This window comes from Arthrobacter terricola (assembly GCF_004354015.1).
GTDB classification, from domain to species: Bacteria; Actinomycetota; Actinomycetes; order Actinomycetales; family Micrococcaceae; genus Arthrobacter; species Arthrobacter terricola.
The window spans coordinates 150749-168284 of record NZ_SMRU01000006.1 but is presented as its reverse complement, the minus strand read 5'-3'; the positions used below and the strand labels follow the sequence as shown (position 1 = coordinate 168284).

The following is a 17536-nucleotide window of genomic DNA, read 5'->3' as shown; positions in this document are numbered from 1 at the left end:
GCGGCCAGCCCGACACTCCGGGGGCAATCAGGGCCTTACGCGATGAGGAGTTCCAATGCCTCGGCCAGGTGTCCTACCTCGCGGACCGAGAAGCCTTCTGGGACAGGTCCCGGGCCGTTGGGGCTTGCCGGGACTACAGCGTGGGTGAATCCAAGGCGTTGGGCTTCGTGGATGCGTTGGTTGATTCCGGGTACCGGGCGGACTTCGCCTGCCAAGCCCACTTCTCCGAAAGCAATCAGCCTCTGTGGCAGCGCCTTGCGGGACTTTGCCGACGCCACGGCGAGTGCTACTGCAAGGTCGGTGGCGGGTTCGCCGAGTTTCACCCCTCCCACGGTGGCCACATAGGAGTCGTCCTTGTGCAAGACGCAGCCCGCACGCTGCTGAAGCACGGCCAGGAGCATGGCAACCCGGGAGCTGTCCAGCCCACTGGTCGCCCGGCGCGGTTGTGAGCTTGCGCTTTCGGCCAGCAGGGACTGCACCTCTGCAAGGAGAGGCCGGCGGCCTTCCATGGTCACGGTGATGCAGGTACCGGAGACCGGCTCGCGCGTCCGAGAGACAAAGAGGCCACTGGGATCGGCAAGGCCCTCGATGCCGGCCTCGTTGAGGTCGAAACAGCCGACATCGTCCGTGGCCCCGTAACGGTTCTTGACCGCGCGAAGCAGCCGGAGCCGGGAGTGGCGCTCGCCTTCGAACTGGCACACGACGTCAACCAAGTGCTCCAAAAGGCGCGGTCCGGCAATGGAGCCGTCTTTGGTCACGTGGCCCACTAGGAGTGTGGTCATGTTGCGGCGCTTGGCGGCTGCGATGATGGATGCTGCCACTTCCCGCACTTGGGAAACGCCGCCCGCACTGCCTTCGACGTCGGCGCTGCTGAGGGTTTGCACCGAGTCTACGATCAGGAGCTTCGGCTCAAGCTTCTCCACTTGCCCGAGAGCCTGCCCAAGGTCCGTCTCCGCCGAGAGATAAAGGGTATGCGCGACGGCGTCGATCCGTTCAGCGCGGAGCTTGACCTGGGCGGCCGATTCCTCGCCCGTCACGTACAAGACGTCTTGGCCCGTGCGGGCAAACTTTGCGGCGACATCCAGGAGCAAGGTGGACTTCCCGACGCCCGGTTCTCCGGCCAGGAGGATCACCGCGCCCGGAACCAGGCCGCCGCCCAGGACCCGGTCCAGTTCGTCGACGCCGGTCGGCAGGAAAGCCGCTGTGGTGCCATCTACCTCGGCAATTCGGCGAGCCGGCTCCAGGACTGTTGTTGCCGCCGTCGTACGTGCAACGACGGTTCCCGCTTCCTCTACCGTGCCCCAGGCTTGGCACTCACCGCAGCGCCCCACCCACTTGACGGTTGTCCAACCGCATTCGGCGCATTTGTACGCGGGGGTCTTCGAGGTGCGGGAGGTCTTGGAAGCCATGGGTACAAGATTATTCGAGGGGTACGACAGCCAGGGCGCCCAGGCGGTCCACGTGCCCGAAAACCCGGTCAGTCCTGCAGCGGAGGCAGGATGTCGCGGGCTTCCTTGGGATCCATGCCGGCGGCCCCGAGCAAGTCCACCATGAGCGGGCGGAACAGCATGACGACTGTTTCGCCCTCGAGCTTCTGCACGTGGAGCATTTTGGGATGCAGCCGGGTGGCAATGTCCGAGAGGTCCTGCCGGGCACCGCGCATGTGCGCGCGGCGGGCGCCGTCGTGGACTTCCGCGAGCCCCAGCGATAGTTCTTCAACGGCGGCGGATGTCTCCTGCAGGACTTCGGAAATGCTGTCGGTGGCTTCGTCGGTCAGCGCCGCGTGGTTGATGGCGCTCGTAAGTCTTCGGGCGAAGACCCGGCTGTTTCGCAAGGCGAGGTCGATCGAATCCAAGGAATCCGCGAGTCTGGCCAGTTCGTCGCGATGTCGCCGGTACGCGGGGGCGAGCGTGGCAACTTCGCCCGACGCCTTGAGGGATTGGCGCATCCGGTCCACCAGGGGTTGGCAGTTCCGTCCGCGGACCAGGGCGTGCCATGCCTGCGTCGAGTCGCTGTAAACAAGGGCGCTGGCGCATTCACGGAGTACCTCGGACAGCTCATGGAGGAGCTGACGGACGTCTTTTCGAGGTTCCTGCCGGGGATCCCTGGGGACCAGCATCGTCATCAGAAGAGCGAAAGAACCGCCCACCACGGCGTCGATGCTGCGCGTGAACGGACCGCCGGCAGGTGCCGGCAGCAGCACCACGAGGAGCGACTGCAATCCCAATTGCGTGGTGAAGATGTTTCCGCTGTCCAGGAACCGGGCGAGCAGGATCGAAAAAAGAAGCACGAGGGCGGCCTGCGGGATCCCGGTACCGAGCCAGTGGAGGAGGAGATCGCCCACCACAATGCCAAGCGTGCAACCGAGGCCGACTTCCACGACCCGGCGCAGGCGCGGGTCCCGCGAGAAGCCAAGGGCGATCAATGATGATGTGGCTGCGAAGAGCGGTCCGGTGTGTCCCAGGACGTATTCGGCGAAGGCGTAGGCGCCCACTGCGCACACGGTCATCTGGACGGCCGGGACGATCGAGTTCCTGCTGCGGACAAGGCCAGTGCGCAGCCGTGCTCGGACGAATTTCTTGCTTGCTGAAAGTCCTAGCAGGGAGGCCATAGCCTCAAGTCTATTCAGCGGTGGCCCGAGCAAACCGGTCTCCGTGCTGGCCGCCGAGAAATCAGAAAAGTGAGAGTCGTCACTTAAGCCCCCGACGGCGGTCAAACGCAAGAGCGACGCTGCAGATGTAATCCAATGGTCCGCACTCGTTCACCTCCCGTTTACTTTGGACAGCCGATTCCGTTACCTGCGGCTCATACCGTCGATCAAGGTACAAAAACGTACGCAAATCTTCCGTCCGCCGACCATCTCCCTCGGCGCGCATCAGAGAATCCCTGGAAGGGGTACATCCAAGTGAAGGCAACTCGCTTCGGCCGCAACGCGGCAATTGCGGTCCTCGCAGTCGGCGCCCTTGCGCTATCTGCTTGCGGTTCCGACAACGCAACCAACGCTCCGGCAGCATCGCAGACTGCCACGGGCCCCAAGGTCACCGGTACGCTCACCGGCGTCGGCTCCACCGCGCAGGGGGCCGCCATGGACGCCTGGAAGGCTAACTTCGCGTCCGCAAACCCGGGTGCCACGGTGCAGTACTCCCCGGATGGCTCGGGTGCCGGTCGTAAGGCTGTCCTCGACGGTTCGTCCCAGTTCGCAGGCTCCGACGCTTACCTTACCGACGCCGAGCTGGCGACCTCCAAGACCAAGTGCGGCCCCGACGGTGCCATCAACATCCCCGTCTACATTTCGCCGATCGCCGTCGCCTTCAACATCCCGAACGTCACGGACCTGAAGCTCGACGCCACCACGGTCGCCAAGATCTTCCGCGGCCAGATCACCAACTGGAATGACCCGGCCATCGCCGCGATGAACGCCGGCGTTACGCTTCCGGACCTCAAGATCACCCCTGTGCACCGTTCGGACGACTCCGGCACCACGCAGAACTTCACTGACTACCTGTCAGCTGCTGCGCCGTCTGTCTGGACCGACAAGTCTGCTGGCCTTTGGCCTGCATCCCTGGGCGGCGAAAACGCCAAGGGAACCTCCGGCGTCGTCAAGACCGTCACTGACACCCCGGGTGCCGTGGTTTACGCTGACGACTCCGCAGTGTCCGGCAAGCTCGGCACCGCACAGATCAAGGTCGGCTCGGACTTCGTGAAGATCTCCGCGGACGCTGCCGCAAAGGCTGTTGAACTCGGCAAGCCCGTCAGTGGCCGCGCTGCCAATGACCTCGCCATCAAGCTCGACCGCACCACCACGGACTCCACGGCCTACCCGGTGGTGCTCGTTTCCTACCACGTCGTCTGCACCACCTACGACACGCAGGCAACCGCCGACCTCGTCAAGGCTTTCGAGAGCTACGTAGTCTCCGACGCCGGTCAGCAGGCTGCTGCCAGCGCCGCCAAGTCCGCTCCGCTCTCCAAGGCTCTGCAGGACAAGGCCAAGGCTGCTGTCGACTCCATCAAGGCCAAGGCCTAAGGACCACAACGGAGCAGGGGTGCGGCCAGGCGCGGCGCCCCTGCCCTGAATACCGAGGTTCCCCGTCCCGGGCTGGTGAAACATCACCGGACGGGGCGGGGAACTTGGCCATTCTTGAACGAATCTGAAGGAACGTGAAGTGACCACCAATTCATTGACCACTTCCCAAGGTGCCGGACGCGCCGGGGACAAGGTCTTCTCCGGAGCCACGCTGGCCGCGGGGTGCCTGATCCTCGTGGTGCTTTTCGGCGTCGCGCTATTCCTCGTTGTGCAAGCCATTCCCGCACTCGTGGCTTCCCCCGCGGACATCCAGGGCGGCCAAGGCTTCTTCCCGTACATCTGGCCGATCGTGGTGGGCACACTTATCGCCGCCGCAATCGCACTGGTCATCGCGACCCCCATCGCCATCGGCGTCGCACTGTTCATTTCGCACTACGCGCCACGCAAGCTCGCCTCGAGCCTCGGTTACGTGGTTGACCTCCTCGCTGCCATTCCTTCAGTGGTTTACGGTGCCTGGGGCGCGGCATTCCTGTCCCAGCAAATCTCGCCGGCCTACAACTGGCTCGCCGCCAACATGGGCTGGCTGCCGATTTTCCAAGGCCCCGCCTCCGCGACCGGCAAGACCATCCTGACGGCAGGCATCGTCCTTTCCGTCATGGTGCTGCCCATCATTACGTCCCTCTCACGGGAAATCTTCCTCCAGACCCCCAAGCTCCACGAGGAAGCCGCCCTCGCCCTTGGCGCGACGCGCTGGGAAATGATCAAGATGGCGGTCATCCCGTTTGGCCGCCCGGGCATCGTCAGCGCCGTCATGTTGGGCCTGGGACGCGCTCTCGGCGAAACCATGGCCGTGGCTCTGGTCCTCTCTTCCGGCGCGTTGACCGCGAGCCTCATCCAAAGCGGCAACCAGACCATCGCCGCGGAAATCGCCCTGAACTTCCCTGAAGCCAGCGGAATCAAGGTCAACACCTTGATCGCTGCCGGCTTGGTCTTGTTCGTCATAACGCTGGGTGTCAACATGATTGCACGCTGGATCATTACCCGGCACAAAGAATTCTCGGGAGCCAACTAATGACTGTCACAGCCCCCGTCGCGCGCAAGCGCTCGGCCCTCACCAAGGGCCAGTTGCCCGCCTTCGCGCCGTACATCGTCTTGGCCGTGGCCTTGGTGCTCGGTGCTGCGATCCTTGCCCTGATCGGCTTCAACGCCTTCGGTTGGGGCCTCGTCTCCGCCATCTTGTTCACCATCGGCCTGGTCGCCTGGAGCGGCGCCGTTGAAGGTGGACGCAAGGCCAAGGATAGGCTCGCTACCTGCCTGGTAGTCGGTTCGTTCCTCGTCGCCCTGCTTCCGCTCGTTTCGGTGATCTGGACCGTACTTGTCAATGGCCTTCCGGGCATCATTACCCCGGGCTTCCTGACGACCTCCATGAACGGCGTCACCGGTTCCTTCGACAACAAGAGCGTCGACGACGGCACCAAGGTCCTCGGCGGTATCTACCACGCGCTCATTGGCACCGTCCAGATCACCCTGCTGGCCACCGTCATCTCCGTGCCTGTGGGCTTGCTGACGGCTGTCTACCTGGTTGAATACGGCAACGACCGGGCCCTCGCCCGCGCCATCACCTTCTTCGTGGACGTCATGACCGGCATTCCCTCGATCGTGGCTGGCCTCTTCTCGGCGGCTTTCTTCTTCGCCCTCGTAGGACCCGGCACCAAAACCGGTGCGGTTGCCGCCGTCGCGCTTTCCGTCCTCATGATCCCGGTGGTGGTGCGCTCAAGCGAGGAAATGCTCAAGATCGTCCCGAACGAACTCCGCGAAGCCGCTTACGCGCTCGGCGTCCGCAAGTGGCGCACCATCGTCAAGGTGGTCATCCCGACGGCGATCTCCGGTATCGCGTCCGGCGTCACCTTGGCGATCGCCCGCGTGATCGGCGAAACCGCACCCATCCTGGTGACCGCCGGCTTCGCCACCACCATTAACAACAACGTGTTCGGCGGCTGGATGGCCTCATTGCCCACGTTCATCTACACCCAGATCCTCAACCCGACGTCGCCGTCCAACCCGGGGCCATCGAGCCAGCGGGCATGGGGTGCGGCGCTCGTCCTGATCATCCTGGTAATGCTGCTGAACCTCGGCGCCCGGCTGATCGCCCGGATCTTCGCTCCCAAGACCGGCCGTTGAGCCGTCAGGCCATCTGCAAACTTCCAACCACAGCACCGAAGGAACACCATGTCTAAGCGGATCGACGTCAAAGATCTGAACGTCTACTACGGCAACTTCCTGGCCGTTGAGGGCGTCAACATCAACATCGAAGCCAAATCGGTGACGGCGTTCATCGGCCCGTCCGGTTGTGGCAAGTCAACGTTCTTGCGCACCCTGAACCGCATGCACGAGGTTCTGCCCGGCGCCCGTGTGGAGGGTGAAGTGCTGCTCGACGGCGACAACCTTTACGGACACGGCGTGGACCCCGTGACGGTCCGCACCCAGGTTGGCATGGTCTTCCAGCGGCCAAACCCGTTCCCCACCATGTCCATCCGCGACAACGTGCTGGCCGGCGTGAAGCTGAACAACAAGAAGATCACCAAGGGCGCGGCTGACGCCCTCGTTGAGAAGTCCCTGCGCGGCGCCAACCTGTGGAATGAAGTCAAGGACCGCCTTGAGAAGCCCGGTTCCGGCCTCTCCGGCGGCCAGCAGCAGCGCCTCTGCATCGCCCGTGCGATCGCCGTGGAACCGCAGGTCATCCTCATGGACGAGCCGTGCTCCGCGCTCGACCCGATCTCCACCCTTGCCGTCGAAGACCTCATCAACGAGCTCAAGGACGAATACACCGTGGTGATCGTGACCCACAACATGCAGCAAGCCGCCCGCGTTTCCGACAAGACGGCGTTCTTCAACATCGCCGGCACCGGCAAGCCGGGCAAGCTCATCGAATTCGCCGACACCACCACGATCTTCAACAACCCGTCGCAGAAGGCCACCGAAGACTACGTCTCCGGCCGCTTCGGATAGTCCCCACCGCCTCCCTAACCTCGCAAGCTCGGCCAGGGAACCCGGGCGGCGTGGGCCCACCCACCGCCACCCTCGCCTCGCAAGCTCGGCCAGGGAACCCGGGCGGCGTGGGCCCACCCACCGCCACCCTCGCCTTGCAAGCTCGGCCAGGGAACCCGGGCGGCGTGGGCCCACCCACCGCCACCCTCGCCTCGCAAGCTCGGCCAGGGAACCCGGGCGGCGTGGGCCCACCCACCGGCTCCCACAGCAAAAACGAGCAGAGCCCGACGGCGGCAGCCACCTTGGTGGGACTGCCGCCGTCGGGCATTTGTGTGCCTCAGCCCTATTTCGTCAGCGGCGAGAGCGCGAGTTGGATGACGAATGCCACGGCGGCGGTGAGGATCGGTGTCAGCACCCAGAAGCCCAAGATCCGCAGCACCATGGGGCGGTTGGTGACCGAAAAGCCCTGGTTGGTTCCGGCGCCGAGCACCGCAGAGGTGACGGTGTGCGTAGTGGACAACGGCAGGTGGAGGCCGATCGCGCCCACGAACAGCATGAGCGAGGTCAGGCTCTGAGCCACGAAACCGCGCAACGGATCCACCCTGGTCAGTTTGTAACCGAGCGTGTAGGAGATGCGCCAGCCGCCGCAAAGCGTGCCCGCGGTCAGCATGCCGGCCGTGAGGAGGATGATCCAGAGGGGGATTTCGCCGTGGCCGGATACCCCGGCGGCGACCGCACCGAGCAACAGGACAGCCACTGTTCGCTGGCCATCCTGAAGGCCATGGCCCAAGGCTACTGCTGCTGCCGAAACGGACTGGGCATGGCGGTACCGGCCGTGCATGACGTCGGGCTGGGTGTAACGCGCGGCCCAGGTGACCGGCCACACGAGCAGGTATGCGCCGACGAAAGCAATGATCGGGGACACCACGAGGGGGAGTACCACTTGGCTGAGAAACACGCTGTCGGCGCCGTTGACAGGGCTGCCACCAGTGACCACGCTTGACGCGCCCGCGCCGACCAAGCCCCCCACCAACGCGTGCGTCGAGGAAAGCGGGACGCCGCGCCACCACGCGTAAACGCCCCATAGGATCGCGCCAATCAGCGCAGAGACAAGCACGCTCAGTCCGCCCATCCCGGACGGCAGGACCACCCAGGCTTGGCCGAAAATGAGCGCGAATCCGCCGCTGAGCAGCACACCGGCAAAATTGAAAACAGCCGCCAAAACGACGGCTACGGAAGGTGTAAGGGCGCGGGTCCGGACGGAGAGGGCGACGGCGGTGGAGACATCCCGGAAGCCGTTGAGGAACGCAAAGCCCGAAGCCAAGGCCACCACCAAGGCGAAGAACCCTATCGCCACCTCACGCTTCCTTGACGATGATGCTGCCAACCTGGGTGGCAACGCGGCGCATGTCCTTGGTCACGTCCACCAGTTGGTTTGCGACATCCCGGTTCCGCGAAAACTGGGTGGTCTTCATATCGCGAAGCATTTCGGCCACCCAGGTCCGGTGGCTGCGCTCCGCACGCTTCGCCAGCCGCATGACCTCGATCCAGTAGTCCTCCAGCTCATCCAAGTCGTCGAGCTGGCGCATTGCGTCCACCGTTAGTTCGGCCTGGCGGCTGATGATTTCCAACTGGTCCGCAGCGCGCTTCGGCAATCGGTCCAATTTATAGAGCGCCACGAGCTCGCCCGCGGCATCGAGCTTCTCCATCGCCTCGTTGAGGAAGCGGGAAAGTGCGTACATGTCCTCGCGGGGGAGCGGGTTCACGAAACTCGTGCGCATGTGTGTCAGCAACGCGAAGTGGAGGTCCGTGGACTTCGCTTCGTGCTCGTGCAGCTCCTCCACGAGCCTCTCATGCTCGGTGACCGGAGCCCCGAAAAGTTCCGACAACGTCCCGGTTGCCTCAAGAATCTGGCGAGCCATCTGCGACAACAGTTGCAACCCGGCGGGTTCTTGGGGGAAGAGACGCAGCTTCATTTGGCTTCCGGGTTAGGCGGGAGGAACGGGGTTGGGCGGCGTCTTCGCCGAAGGGCATAAAAATGGTGCCGAACCGGATACGCCTCTCGGCGGTAGGCCGCTCGAAGCGGCTATAAGTTGAAGCCCGGGGGTTTCGCGGTTCGACACCAGTTTCAGTTTTATACGTCGGCCCGGTGAAGTCAACATTGACAGTTGGCCGCGGGGATGGTTACGTTCACCCGGCGTTCATCTCAGTCGAGCTCACCAAGGCGCCAGGCATTCGCTGCGTGCTCAAGGTCCTCGGCAGTCTTCACGAGTTGGTGCGAACTCCGGGTCAGCTTGCTTGCGTGGCCTTCATTCGCGTGCTCCGCGCTGTCCGCCAGCGTGGCCTGCCCGAGCGCCACGACGCGGCAAAACGCAGCTGAACGTTCCAGCGCGACGTCGAAATCGCCGTCGAACGCTCCCGACAAGATGGCATCCGCCATCTGCTTCATTTCGTCCGCTCCCGGCGGCTCCGCGGCTCCCGCCACAACGTGGGAAACCTGGGCTGTGTCGCGGCCGGCTTTGAAGTACACGGAGATCCGCTCGGAGTTTTGCATGGTGGCGGCACGCAATGCGTAGAGCCGCCAGAGCGCGCCCGGCAAGGAACGGGCGGGACTTTCTGCCCACATTTCGGCGATGGCGTCCAAGCCTTGTTCGTCGGCGAGTTTTACGAGGCGCTTGGTGATCTTGGGATCATCGCTGTCGCGGCCACGCTTCACGAGTGCCTGGGCCGCAAGGTGTGCGGCCTCCGACACCCGCGCGGGGTCCGCTCCGCCCGCGAACGGCTCGAAGTCAATCGGCGCGAAGGGTTTTGGCTTGTGATGCCTGTTTGCTCCGCCATATACAGGGGGTACCGATTGTTCACTCATGCCCCAACGCTACTCCTGTGCCTCAAGTCGCGCACTCTTGACGGGGTTTGTTGTTGGCGGTCCTAGGGCCCGTTGTTCCTGACCTTGTTTGGGTGGGTTGGTGCTAAAACGGCGCTGAGCTTGAGGTACAGTATTCATGGCTGTTTCCATAGCCGCAGGGGCCTTTAGCTCAGTTGGTAGAGCATCGGACTTTTAATCCGTGGGTCGTGGGTTCGATCCCCACAGGGCCCACCCATGTGGAAGGCGCGGGCAATCCGCGCCTTTTCCTTTTCCCGTCAAGTCGCCGGCACTGCCAGACTGTTCCTTATGCAAGCGCTCCTCGACGGCCTCTCGAACACCAGCCCCCTCCTGATCGCGTGCATCGTCTTCGCGCTCGTCTTTGCGGAGGACGCCATCTTCGTGGGCTTCGTGATCCCCGGTGAGACCGCGGCCGTGGTGGGCGGGGTGATCGCAAGCCGGGGGATCTTTCCCCTGTGGGGCATGCTCTTGATCGTCGTGGCAGCCGCCATCACCGGAGACACCGTCGGTTATGAGATCGGCAAGCACTTCGGGCCGCGTGTCATTGCGCTGAAGATCCTGGACAAACGACGGGAGCAGTTGCAAAAGGCCGAGGACTTCCTCAAGGACAAAGGCGGCCTGGCCGTGTTCCTGGGCCGGTTCACGGCATTCTTCCGCGCCGTCATGCCGGCGCTCGCAGGGCTCAGCCAGATGCCCTACAAAAGGTTCGCTTTTTGGAACTTCAGCGGCGGGATTATCTGGGGTTCGTTGTTCGTGACCCTTGGCTTCGTGGCAGGCAACTCCTACGAGCAAGTGGCTCGAACGGTGGGGCGGGGAGCGGCGGCGGTTGTGGCCGTCGTTGCGATAGCCATTGTGATCGTGTGGCAAGTCAGGAAGCATCGGGCGAAGAAGGCCTGATCCGGTTCCCATGCCGAAATCCTGCGGTAACCCGGCGGGCTTAGCCTGGTCACAATTCGTTCGGGAGGAGTGGTGCGGGGGCGAACTGGATGTGTCTGATATTTGGCGTTATAACCGTAGTAGCTGCCGCGACGTCCTCGGCTTTTCCAGCCTCGAGTGATCTGATGTCCGCTATCGCAGCACACAACTTTTAAGGAGAACCGATGCATCTTTTGCCCCGTGAGCAGGAAAAGCTCATGATCGTGGTTGCTGCCGACCTCGCCAGGCGCAGGCAATCCCGCGGGCTGAAACTCAACTTCCCCGAAGCCGTCGCGATCATCAGCTACGAACTGATCGAAGGCGCCCGCGACGGGAAGACAGTGGCCGAACTCATGAGCTACGGCACCACCTTGCTTCGCCGGGAAGACGTCATGGAAGGCGTGCCCGAGATGATCCACGACGTCCAGATCGAAGCCACTTTTCCCGACGGCACGAAGCTCGTCACCGTCCACAATCCAATCCGCTAGGAGGCCAGCATGATTCCGGGAGAATACCGGCTCCGCGAAGAGCCCATCGTGTGCAACAGCGGACGCGACGCCGTGGCCGTCAAAGTAGTCAATCGTGGCGACCGGCCCGTCCAGGTGGGCTCGCACTACCACTTCGCCGAAGCGAACCCCGCCCTCGAATTCGACCGCGACGCCGCCCAAGGCCGCCGCCTGGATATCCCCGCCGGGACGGCCGCGCGCTTCGAACCGGGCGACGCCAAGACAGTCCAACTGGTGGAACTAGCAGGCACCCGCGAAGTGTACGGGTTGCGGAATGCAGTGAACGGTTCGCTCGATTCGACGCCCGCACAGGCGAACGGCAGTGAAGGAACAGTACAGTGAGCTTCGAAATATCGCGCAAGCAGTATTCAGACCTTTACGGCCCGACGACGGGCGACGCCATCCGCTTGGCGGACACCGAGCTGTTCCTCGAGATCGAAAAGGACTACACGGTCTACGGCGAAGAAGTCGTCTTCGGTGGCGGAAAAGTGGTCCGCGACGGAATGGGGCAGAACGGCCAAGTGACCCGCGACGGCCGTGTGCCGGCCTCCAACGCGGCGTCGGGCGAAACACTCGATGTGCCGGACACCGTCATTTCGAACGTAGTGGTCCTTGACTACACCGGAATCTACAAGGCCGACGTCGCCCTCAAGGACGGGCACATCTTCAAGATCGGCAAGGCCGGAAACCCGCAAATCACGAACGGCGTGGACATCGTGATCGGCGCCAGCACCGAGATGATCGCCGGTGAAGGCAAGATCCTCACGGCAGGCGGCGTGGACACCCACATCCACTACATCTCGCCGGACCAGGTCCCCACCGCGCTGTGCAGCGGCGTCACCACCATGGTGGGCGGTGGCACGGGACCGGCCGAAGGCACCAAGGCCACCACCATCACCCCCGGAAAATGGCACATTTCAAAGATGCTGCAGGCGGTTGAAGGGCTTCCCATCAACATCGGCCTCTTCGGCAAGGGCCACGCGTCCGACGTCGAACCCCTCGCCGAGCAGATCCGCGCCGGCGCCGTCGGCCTGAAAGTCCACGAGGACTGGGGTGCCACGACGTCGTCCATCGACATGTCCTTGCGCGTCGCCGACGAATACGACGTCCAAGTGGCCATCCACACCGACACCCTCAATGAGTGCGGATTCGTGGAGGACACCATCAAGGCGATCGACGGCCGCGTGATCCACACCTTCCACACCGAAGGCGCAGGCGGTGGGCACGCCCCGGACATCATCAAGATCGCCGGACTTCCCAACGTTCTCCCGGCTTCCACCAACCCCACCCTGCCGTACACGCGCAACACCATCGAAGAGCACCTCGACATGCTCATGGTGTGCCACCACCTCAACCCGGACATCCCCGAGGACGTGGCCTTCGCCGATTCCCGCATCCGCGCCGAAACCATCGCGGCCGAGGACGTCCTCCAGGACCTCGGCGTGTTCTCCATGACCTCTTCGGACTCGCAAGCCATGGGCCGGGTGGGCGAAGTGGTCATCCGGACCTGGCAGGTGGCCGACGCCATGAAACGGCAGCGGGGCGTCCTCAAGGATCCGTCCGGTGCGGAGCACGGCGCAGCCAACGGCCTGGGCAACGAAAGCGACAACTTCAGGATCAAGCGCTACATCGCCAAATACACCATCAACCCGGCGATCGCGCAGGGCATGGCCGACTCCATCGGCTCCGTCGAAGTAGGCAAGTTCGCCGACCTGGTCCTCTGGAACCCGGCGTTCTTCGGCGTGAAACCCGAACTCGTCCTCAAAGGCGGGCAGATCGCCTACGCACTCATGGGCGACTCCAACGGATCCATCCCCACCCCCCAGCCGCGCACCATGCGCCCGATGTTCGCCACCCACGGCAAAGCACTGCAGCAGTCCTCCATCACCTTCCTCTCGAAGGCGGCCATCGCCGCGGGCGTCCCCCAGGAACTCGGGCTCGAACGCGTCATCCGCTCTGTCTCCGGCATCCGGAACCTGCGCAAAGCGGACCTGAAGTTCAACGGCGAAACGCCGGACATCGCCGTCGACCCTGAGACCTACAGGGTGACGGTCGACGGCGAAGACGTCACCTGCGAGCCCTCCGACGTGCTGCCCATGGCCCAGCGCTACTTCCTCTTCTAGATCGCGGAAGGATAGAAACGTGATCATCGAAAAGATCCTCGGCAACCTTCACGAGCTGCCCGACCCCGAACAATACGCCGGCCTCCACAAGGAAAAGGTGGTCCTGCCGAGCGCCCAACTGGTCAAACGCATCCAGCGGGTCACCACCGACCACGGAAAGGAACTCGGCATCCGTCTCCCGGCCGGGTCGGGCGACCTGCGCGACGGCGACATCCTCGCCATCGAGGACACCAACCTCATCGTCGTCTCGGTGTTGCCGACCGACGTCCTGGTCATCGCCCCGCGCAGCATCTACGAAATGGGGGTCGTGGCGCATTCACTCGGCAACCGGCACCTGCAAGCCCAATTCTTCGATGCGGAATCCGAGTACGGGACCGAATCCATGGTGTGCCAATACGACCACACCGTCGAGGACTACCTCAAGCACGTCGGCGTGCCCTACGACCGCCAAGAGCGCGTAATGCCGGTGCCTTTCCGCCATGCTGAACATACGCACTAGGTCTCCCCGGGCTGGTGGGGTCGCCGTTGCTCCGGCGGGTTGGGGCGCCGCTCCGGAATTTGGGCCGTGCCCGCTCCGCGGTGCCCTCCACACCGCGGCCCAAAATTCCGGAGCGGCTGTCCGGTATCTCGCCTCGGCGCGCATCACCGTTCGGGCCGTCGGGGGCTTCCGATGAGCGCGTCGTACCAGCTCGCTCTGCGGCAGCTGACTGATTCCGCGCTTCCTACCGGGGCGTTTGCGCACTCCTTGGGGTTTGAGACGTACATCGAGCGGGGGCTCGTGGTTGATGAGGGGAGTTTTGCTGGCTGGTTGTCGGCGTTCATTTCGCAGCAGCTGACTTACTCGGATGGTTTGGCTATTCGGTTCCTTTATGAGGGGGCTGATGTGGGGGAGTTGGACGAGCACCTCAGCGCCCAGCTGCTGCCTCGGCAAATCCGGGAGGCCAGCACCAAGATGGGTGCGCGATTGCTCGAAATCGGGGCCGAAGTGTTTCCGTCGGACGAACTGGGAACCTACCGCGCCCTGGTGACCTCAGGCCGCGCCGACGGCCACCAGCCGCTCGCGTTCGCCGTCGTCGCGCGCTCGCTGGGGGTGCCGCTGGAAGAGGCGCTCGCCGCTTACCTCTTCGCGGCGGTCACCTCGCTGACGCAAAACGCCGTGCGCGCCATCCCGCTCGGCCAGAACGCCGGGCAGCGGGTTCTGCGGCAAGCGCACGACGGCGTTGCTGCCGCCGTCGAACATGTCCGGCACCTCGGCTGGGACGACTTCGGGGCGGTCAGCCCCGGACTGGAAATTTCGCAAATGCGGCACGAACGGCAACGTGCGCGCATGTTCATGAGCTAGAAGCACAGGAGGACACATGTCTGAACCCATCAGAATCGGCATCGGCGGCCCGGTCGGCGCCGGCAAAACCCAACTCGTCGAGCGCATCACGCGCCACATGAGCCGTGAAATCTCCATGGCCGCCATCACCAACGACATCTACACGATCGAAGACGCCAAGATCCTCGCCGCCAACGGAATCCTGCCCGAGGACCGCATCATCGGCGTCGAAACCGGCGGCTGCCCGCACACGGCCATCCGCGAAGACACCTCCATGAACACTGCAGCGATCGAGGAACTCAAACGACGCCACCCGGACTTGCAGGTCATCTTTGTCGAATCCGGCGGCGACAACCTCTCCGCCACATTCAGCCCCGAACTCGTCGACTTCTCGATCTACATCATCGACGTCGCCCAAGGCGAAAAAATCCCCCGCAAGGCTGGCCAAGGCATGATCAAATCCGACCTCTTCATCATCAACAAGACGGACCTCGCCCCGTACGTCGGTGCCGACTTGTCCATCATGGAGCGCGATTCCAAGGAATTCCGCGGAGACAAGCCCTTCTGCTTCACCAACCTGAAGACCGACGAAGGGCTGGAGAAAGTCATCGAATGGATTCGGCACGATGTCCTGATGCTCGACCTCGCCGAATGAACACGACGGCGACGGCGGCTGGGCTTACCGCGGGGGCTGGCTCGGCTCCGGCGGCTCCGCCGGATTTGGGGCCGTGCCCGTCCCCAGCCGCTCCCAACCCTCGCAAGCTCGGGCCGGGGCCCTCGCGGCCGTGGGCCCCTCGCGAGCATCACCACGCCGCGGCCCCCAAATCCGGCTCCGCCGCCTCGGCTGCCCGCTCACCGCGCGGGGAGCTCAGCTTGCGGGTCGCCCTGCGTGATCAGCGTTCCGTGGCCGTGCATCAGTTTCATCAGGGTGCCTTGAGGGTGTTGAGGCCGCATTACTTGGATCGGTCCGGGCAGGTTTGCTACGTCATGGTCAATCCGGGTGGGGCGTACCTTGGGGCGGATCTGTATGTCGTGGACGTGGAGGTCGAGGCAGGGGCTTCGCTGCTTTTGACGACCCAGTCGGCCACGAAGATTTATAAGACCCCCGGGTCGTTTGCGGAGCAGCGGATGGCTGTTCGCTTGGGGGAGCATGCTCAATTGGAGTTGGCTCCGGACCAGCTGATCGCCTACCGGGACGCGAGCTACCGGCAAGATACGCGCATTACTGTCCACCCGACGTCGAGCCTTGTCATTTCCGAAGTCATCACGCCAGGTTGGTCGCCGGACGGCGCCTCGTTTACCTATGAGGAGTTGCGGCTTCGGAACGAAGTCCGGGTGGAAAGCGGCGGTGACGAGGCGTTGCTCGCGCTCGACAATGTCTTGGTCCGGCCTCCGCTTGGCGACGTGTCCGGCCTGGGACTCATGGAGGGCTTCAGTCATATGGGCTCGCTGATCGTGGTGGATGCGCGCGTGGACCAGGCGCTGGCGGACGAACTGCACAGCGCGACGGCGGACTACGACGCCTATACGGGGTTGTCGCTGACGCGTACCGTTCATGGCACCACAGGGCTTGTTTTGCGGTCGCTGTCGAACACCACGGAAGAATTGAACCGACTGCTCGCTGCCTGCACCGGCCTCTTGCGTGAACGCTGGCACGGCCGGGCACCGCTGAACCTCAGGAAGTACTGATGACATCACTCGCCGAGTTCGCCTCGATGTATCGCAGGCGCGAGCACCTACCCATGAAGTCGCGGCTCGCGTTCATGTTCGGTTCGGTCATCCTCCTGCACGTTGCCGCCGTCGGTCTCCTGCTCGCGGGCGGCGCAAGCGGCGGGCAGCCGCTCGCGCTGGGACTTGTGCTGACAGCATATGTGGCCGGTATCAAGCACAGCTACGACTGGGACCATATCGCCGCGATCGACAACTCGACAAGGAAGTTCGTCGCGCAGCACAAGGATCCGGTCAGCGTCGGCCTTGCATTCAGCCTCGGCCACAGTTCCGTGGTGATCCTGGCCGGCGTGATGGTGGTGGGCGGTGCCGCGCTGGTCGGTCAGCTCATGGACCAAGGCACCACCGCCCACCTCGTAATGGGTTTGATCGGCAGCGCGGTCTCGGGCCTCTTCCTCCTGGGCATGGGACTCTTCAACGGTTCGGCGTTTTTCCGGACGGTGCACCTGTATCGGGTGGCGCGGGCCGGCGGGCACATCGCCGTCGAAGACCTCGCGACGAGGGGCTTTATCGCGCGGCTCCTCAGCAAACCTCTGTCCAAGGTCCAACGTCCGCGGAACATCTACGTGATCGGATTTTTGTTCGGCCTGGGCTTCGACACCGCCACTACCATCGGGCTGCTGGTGCTCACGACGGCGGCGTCCCTCGCCGGTGTTTCCGCCTGGGCGCTCCTCGCGCTTCCGTTGGCCTTTACGGCGGCCATGACCCTCTGCGATTCGAGCAACGGAGTGGTCATGATGCACATGTACAAGTCGGCCATCCACGACCCCCGGCGAAAACTCGGGTTCAACGCGGTCATCACGGGCATTTCGGCGTTCTCTGCCTTGTTCATCTCGGTCATCACCCTCGGTGGCTTCCTCAACGAGGCCTTCGGCCTGAGCGATCCGATCACTAACTGGCTGGGCGAAATCGACCTTGGCGACGCGGGCCTCGTGTTGGTCGGGCTGTTCCTGGCGGCGTGGATCATTGCGGCTCTACTGCGCCGTCGTGCCGCCCTCCGTGACTGTGCCGCGCCCCGAACCTGACGCTCGGGGGGCATGATGGAGC

18 protein-coding genes and 1 tRNA gene are annotated in these 17536 nt (G+C 63.9%); 14 read left to right on the top strand and 5 right to left on the bottom strand.

What is annotated here, in order from left to right:
- Nucleotides 1-35: 35 nt before the first annotated feature.
- Together radA and E1809_RS06985 are read right to left on the bottom strand one after the other, a co-directional pair.
- Nucleotides 36-1409 (bottom strand): DNA repair protein RadA, encoded by a 1374-nt coding sequence (gene radA / locus E1809_RS06990; protein ID WP_133203495.1) that lies wholly within the window; start codon nucleotides 1407-1409, stop codon nucleotides 36-38.
- A gap of 68 nt (nucleotides 1410-1477) precedes the next feature.
- Nucleotides 1478-2611 carry an FUSC family protein gene (locus tag E1809_RS06985; protein ID WP_133203494.1) on the bottom strand — a complete coding sequence of 378 codons (1134 nt, stop codon included), beginning with the start codon at nucleotides 2609-2611 and terminating at the stop codon, nucleotides 1478-1480.
- Between the two features lie 294 nt (nucleotides 2612-2905).
- Between E1809_RS06985 and pstS the strand changes: the two genes are divergently transcribed.
- The 4 genes from pstS to pstB all read left to right on the top strand — a co-directional run bounded on the left by pstS (nucleotide 2906) and on the right by pstB (nucleotide 7033).
- Nucleotides 2906-4024, top strand: a complete 1119-nt coding sequence (gene pstS, locus E1809_RS06980) for a phosphate ABC transporter substrate-binding protein PstS (RefSeq protein WP_133203493.1) — start codon at nucleotides 2906-2908, stop codon at nucleotides 4022-4024.
- Nucleotides 4025-4163: 139 nt separating this feature from the next.
- Nucleotides 4164-5096: a phosphate ABC transporter permease subunit PstC gene (gene pstC, locus E1809_RS06975; RefSeq protein ID WP_133203492.1), complete on the top strand. Its 933-nt coding sequence runs from the start codon at nucleotides 4164-4166 to the stop codon at nucleotides 5094-5096.
- Nucleotides 5096-6205: a phosphate ABC transporter permease PstA gene (gene pstA / locus E1809_RS06970; RefSeq protein ID WP_133203491.1), complete on the top strand. Its 1110-nt coding sequence runs from the start codon at nucleotides 5096-5098 to the stop codon at nucleotides 6203-6205. The genes pstC and pstA overlap by 1 nt, the downstream gene beginning before the upstream one ends.
- 48 nt (nucleotides 6206-6253) lie before the next feature.
- Nucleotides 6254-7033 carry a phosphate ABC transporter ATP-binding protein PstB gene (gene pstB / locus E1809_RS06965; protein ID WP_133203490.1) on the top strand — a complete coding sequence of 260 codons (780 nt, stop codon included), beginning with the start codon at nucleotides 6254-6256 and terminating at the stop codon, nucleotides 7031-7033.
- A gap of 322 nt (nucleotides 7034-7355) precedes the next feature.
- Here the strand turns inward: pstB and E1809_RS06960 are convergent, their stop codons facing one another.
- From E1809_RS06960 to E1809_RS06950, 3 genes are all read right to left on the bottom strand, one after another.
- The gene (locus tag E1809_RS06960; protein WP_133203489.1) at nucleotides 7356-8369 is read right to left on the bottom strand and encodes an inorganic phosphate transporter; all 1014 of its coding nucleotides are present in this window, start codon (nucleotides 8367-8369) and stop codon (nucleotides 7356-7358) included.
- A gap of 1 nt (nucleotide 8370) precedes the next feature.
- Nucleotides 8371-8988 carry a DUF47 domain-containing protein gene (locus tag E1809_RS06955; protein WP_133203488.1) on the bottom strand — a complete coding sequence of 206 codons (618 nt, stop codon included), beginning with the start codon at nucleotides 8986-8988 and terminating at the stop codon, nucleotides 8371-8373.
- A 230-nt stretch (nucleotides 8989-9218) separates the two neighbouring features.
- Complete coding sequence (locus E1809_RS06950; protein WP_133203487.1) at nucleotides 9219-9878, bottom strand: hypothetical protein; 660 nt, start codon at nucleotides 9876-9878, stop codon at nucleotides 9219-9221.
- A gap of 158 nt (nucleotides 9879-10036) precedes the next feature.
- Between E1809_RS06950 and E1809_RS06945 the strand changes: the two genes are divergently transcribed.
- From E1809_RS06945 to E1809_RS06900, 10 genes are all read left to right on the top strand, one after another.
- Nucleotides 10037-10109 (top strand) — tRNA-Lys (locus tag E1809_RS06945).
- A gap of 75 nt (nucleotides 10110-10184) precedes the next feature.
- Entirely contained in the window at nucleotides 10185-10793 is a 609-nt protein-coding gene (locus E1809_RS06940; RefSeq protein WP_133203486.1) for a DedA family protein, read from the top strand.
- A 203-nt stretch (nucleotides 10794-10996) separates the two neighbouring features.
- Nucleotides 10997-11299, top strand: coding sequence for an urease subunit gamma (locus tag E1809_RS06935; protein ID WP_133203485.1), 303 nt, complete (start codon nucleotides 10997-10999; stop codon nucleotides 11297-11299).
- A 9-nt stretch (nucleotides 11300-11308) separates the two neighbouring features.
- A complete protein-coding gene (locus tag E1809_RS06930; protein ID WP_133203484.1) occupies nucleotides 11309-11659 on the top strand; it encodes an urease subunit beta in 351 nt (116 codons plus the stop codon).
- On the top strand, nucleotides 11656-13440 hold the full coding sequence (ureC, locus tag E1809_RS06925) for an urease subunit alpha (protein ID WP_133203483.1): 1785 nt from the start codon (nucleotides 11656-11658) through the stop codon (nucleotides 13438-13440). The genes E1809_RS06930 and ureC overlap by 4 nt, the downstream gene beginning before the upstream one ends.
- 19 nt (nucleotides 13441-13459) lie before the next feature.
- Nucleotides 13460-13939 carry an urease accessory protein UreE gene (ureE, locus tag E1809_RS06920; RefSeq protein ID WP_133203482.1) on the top strand — a complete coding sequence of 160 codons (480 nt, stop codon included), beginning with the start codon at nucleotides 13460-13462 and terminating at the stop codon, nucleotides 13937-13939.
- Between the two features lie 171 nt (nucleotides 13940-14110).
- Nucleotides 14111-14782 carry an urease accessory protein UreF gene (locus E1809_RS06915; RefSeq protein ID WP_133203481.1) on the top strand — a complete coding sequence of 224 codons (672 nt, stop codon included), beginning with the start codon at nucleotides 14111-14113 and terminating at the stop codon, nucleotides 14780-14782.
- Between the two features lie 16 nt (nucleotides 14783-14798).
- Nucleotides 14799-15416, top strand: a complete 618-nt coding sequence (gene ureG, locus E1809_RS06910; RefSeq protein WP_133203480.1) for an urease accessory protein UreG — start codon at nucleotides 14799-14801, stop codon at nucleotides 15414-15416.
- Nucleotides 15413-16450 (top strand): urease accessory protein UreD, encoded by a 1038-nt coding sequence (locus E1809_RS06905; RefSeq protein WP_133203479.1) that lies wholly within the window; start codon nucleotides 15413-15415, stop codon nucleotides 16448-16450. Before ureG ends, E1809_RS06905 begins: the two co-directional genes overlap by 4 nt.
- Entirely contained in the window at nucleotides 16450-17514 is a 1065-nt protein-coding gene (locus tag E1809_RS06900) for a HoxN/HupN/NixA family nickel/cobalt transporter (protein WP_133203478.1), read from the top strand. The genes E1809_RS06905 and E1809_RS06900 overlap by 1 nt, the downstream gene beginning before the upstream one ends.
- Nucleotides 17515-17536: the final 22 nt, after the last annotated feature.

Excerpts from the sequence above, each read along its gene's own strand:
- E1809_RS06915 (WP_133203481.1), top strand. The coding sequence starts at position 14,111 with ATGAGCGCGTCGTACCAGCTCGCTCTGCGGCAGCTGACTGATTCCGCG.
- E1809_RS06985 (WP_133203494.1), bottom strand. The coding sequence starts at position 2,611 with ATGGCCTCCCTGCTAGGACTTTCAGCAAGCAAGAAATTCGTCCGAGCA.
- pstB (WP_133203490.1), top strand. The coding sequence starts at position 6,254 with ATGTCTAAGCGGATCGACGTCAAAGATCTGAACGTCTACTACGGCAAC.
- pstA (WP_133203491.1), top strand. The coding sequence starts at position 5,096 with ATGACTGTCACAGCCCCCGTCGCGCGCAAGCGCTCGGCCCTCACCAAG.
- radA (WP_133203495.1), bottom strand. The coding sequence starts at position 1,409 with ATGGCTTCCAAGACCTCCCGCACCTCGAAGACCCCCGCGTACAAATGC.
- E1809_RS06905 (WP_133203479.1), top strand. The coding sequence starts at position 15,413 with ATGAACACGACGGCGACGGCGGCTGGGCTTACCGCGGGGGCTGGCTCG.
- E1809_RS06935 (WP_133203485.1), top strand. The coding sequence starts at position 10,997 with ATGCATCTTTTGCCCCGTGAGCAGGAAAAGCTCATGATCGTGGTTGCT.
- E1809_RS06940 (WP_133203486.1), top strand. The coding sequence starts at position 10,185 with ATGCAAGCGCTCCTCGACGGCCTCTCGAACACCAGCCCCCTCCTGATC.
- E1809_RS06950 (WP_133203487.1), bottom strand. The coding sequence starts at position 9,878 with ATGAGTGAACAATCGGTACCCCCTGTATATGGCGGAGCAAACAGGCAT.
- E1809_RS06930 (WP_133203484.1), top strand. The coding sequence starts at position 11,309 with ATGATTCCGGGAGAATACCGGCTCCGCGAAGAGCCCATCGTGTGCAAC.
- ureG (WP_133203480.1), top strand. The coding sequence starts at position 14,799 with ATGTCTGAACCCATCAGAATCGGCATCGGCGGCCCGGTCGGCGCCGGC.
- E1809_RS06955 (WP_133203488.1), bottom strand. The coding sequence starts at position 8,988 with ATGAAGCTGCGTCTCTTCCCCCAAGAACCCGCCGGGTTGCAACTGTTG.
- E1809_RS06900 (WP_133203478.1), top strand. The coding sequence starts at position 16,450 with ATGACATCACTCGCCGAGTTCGCCTCGATGTATCGCAGGCGCGAGCAC.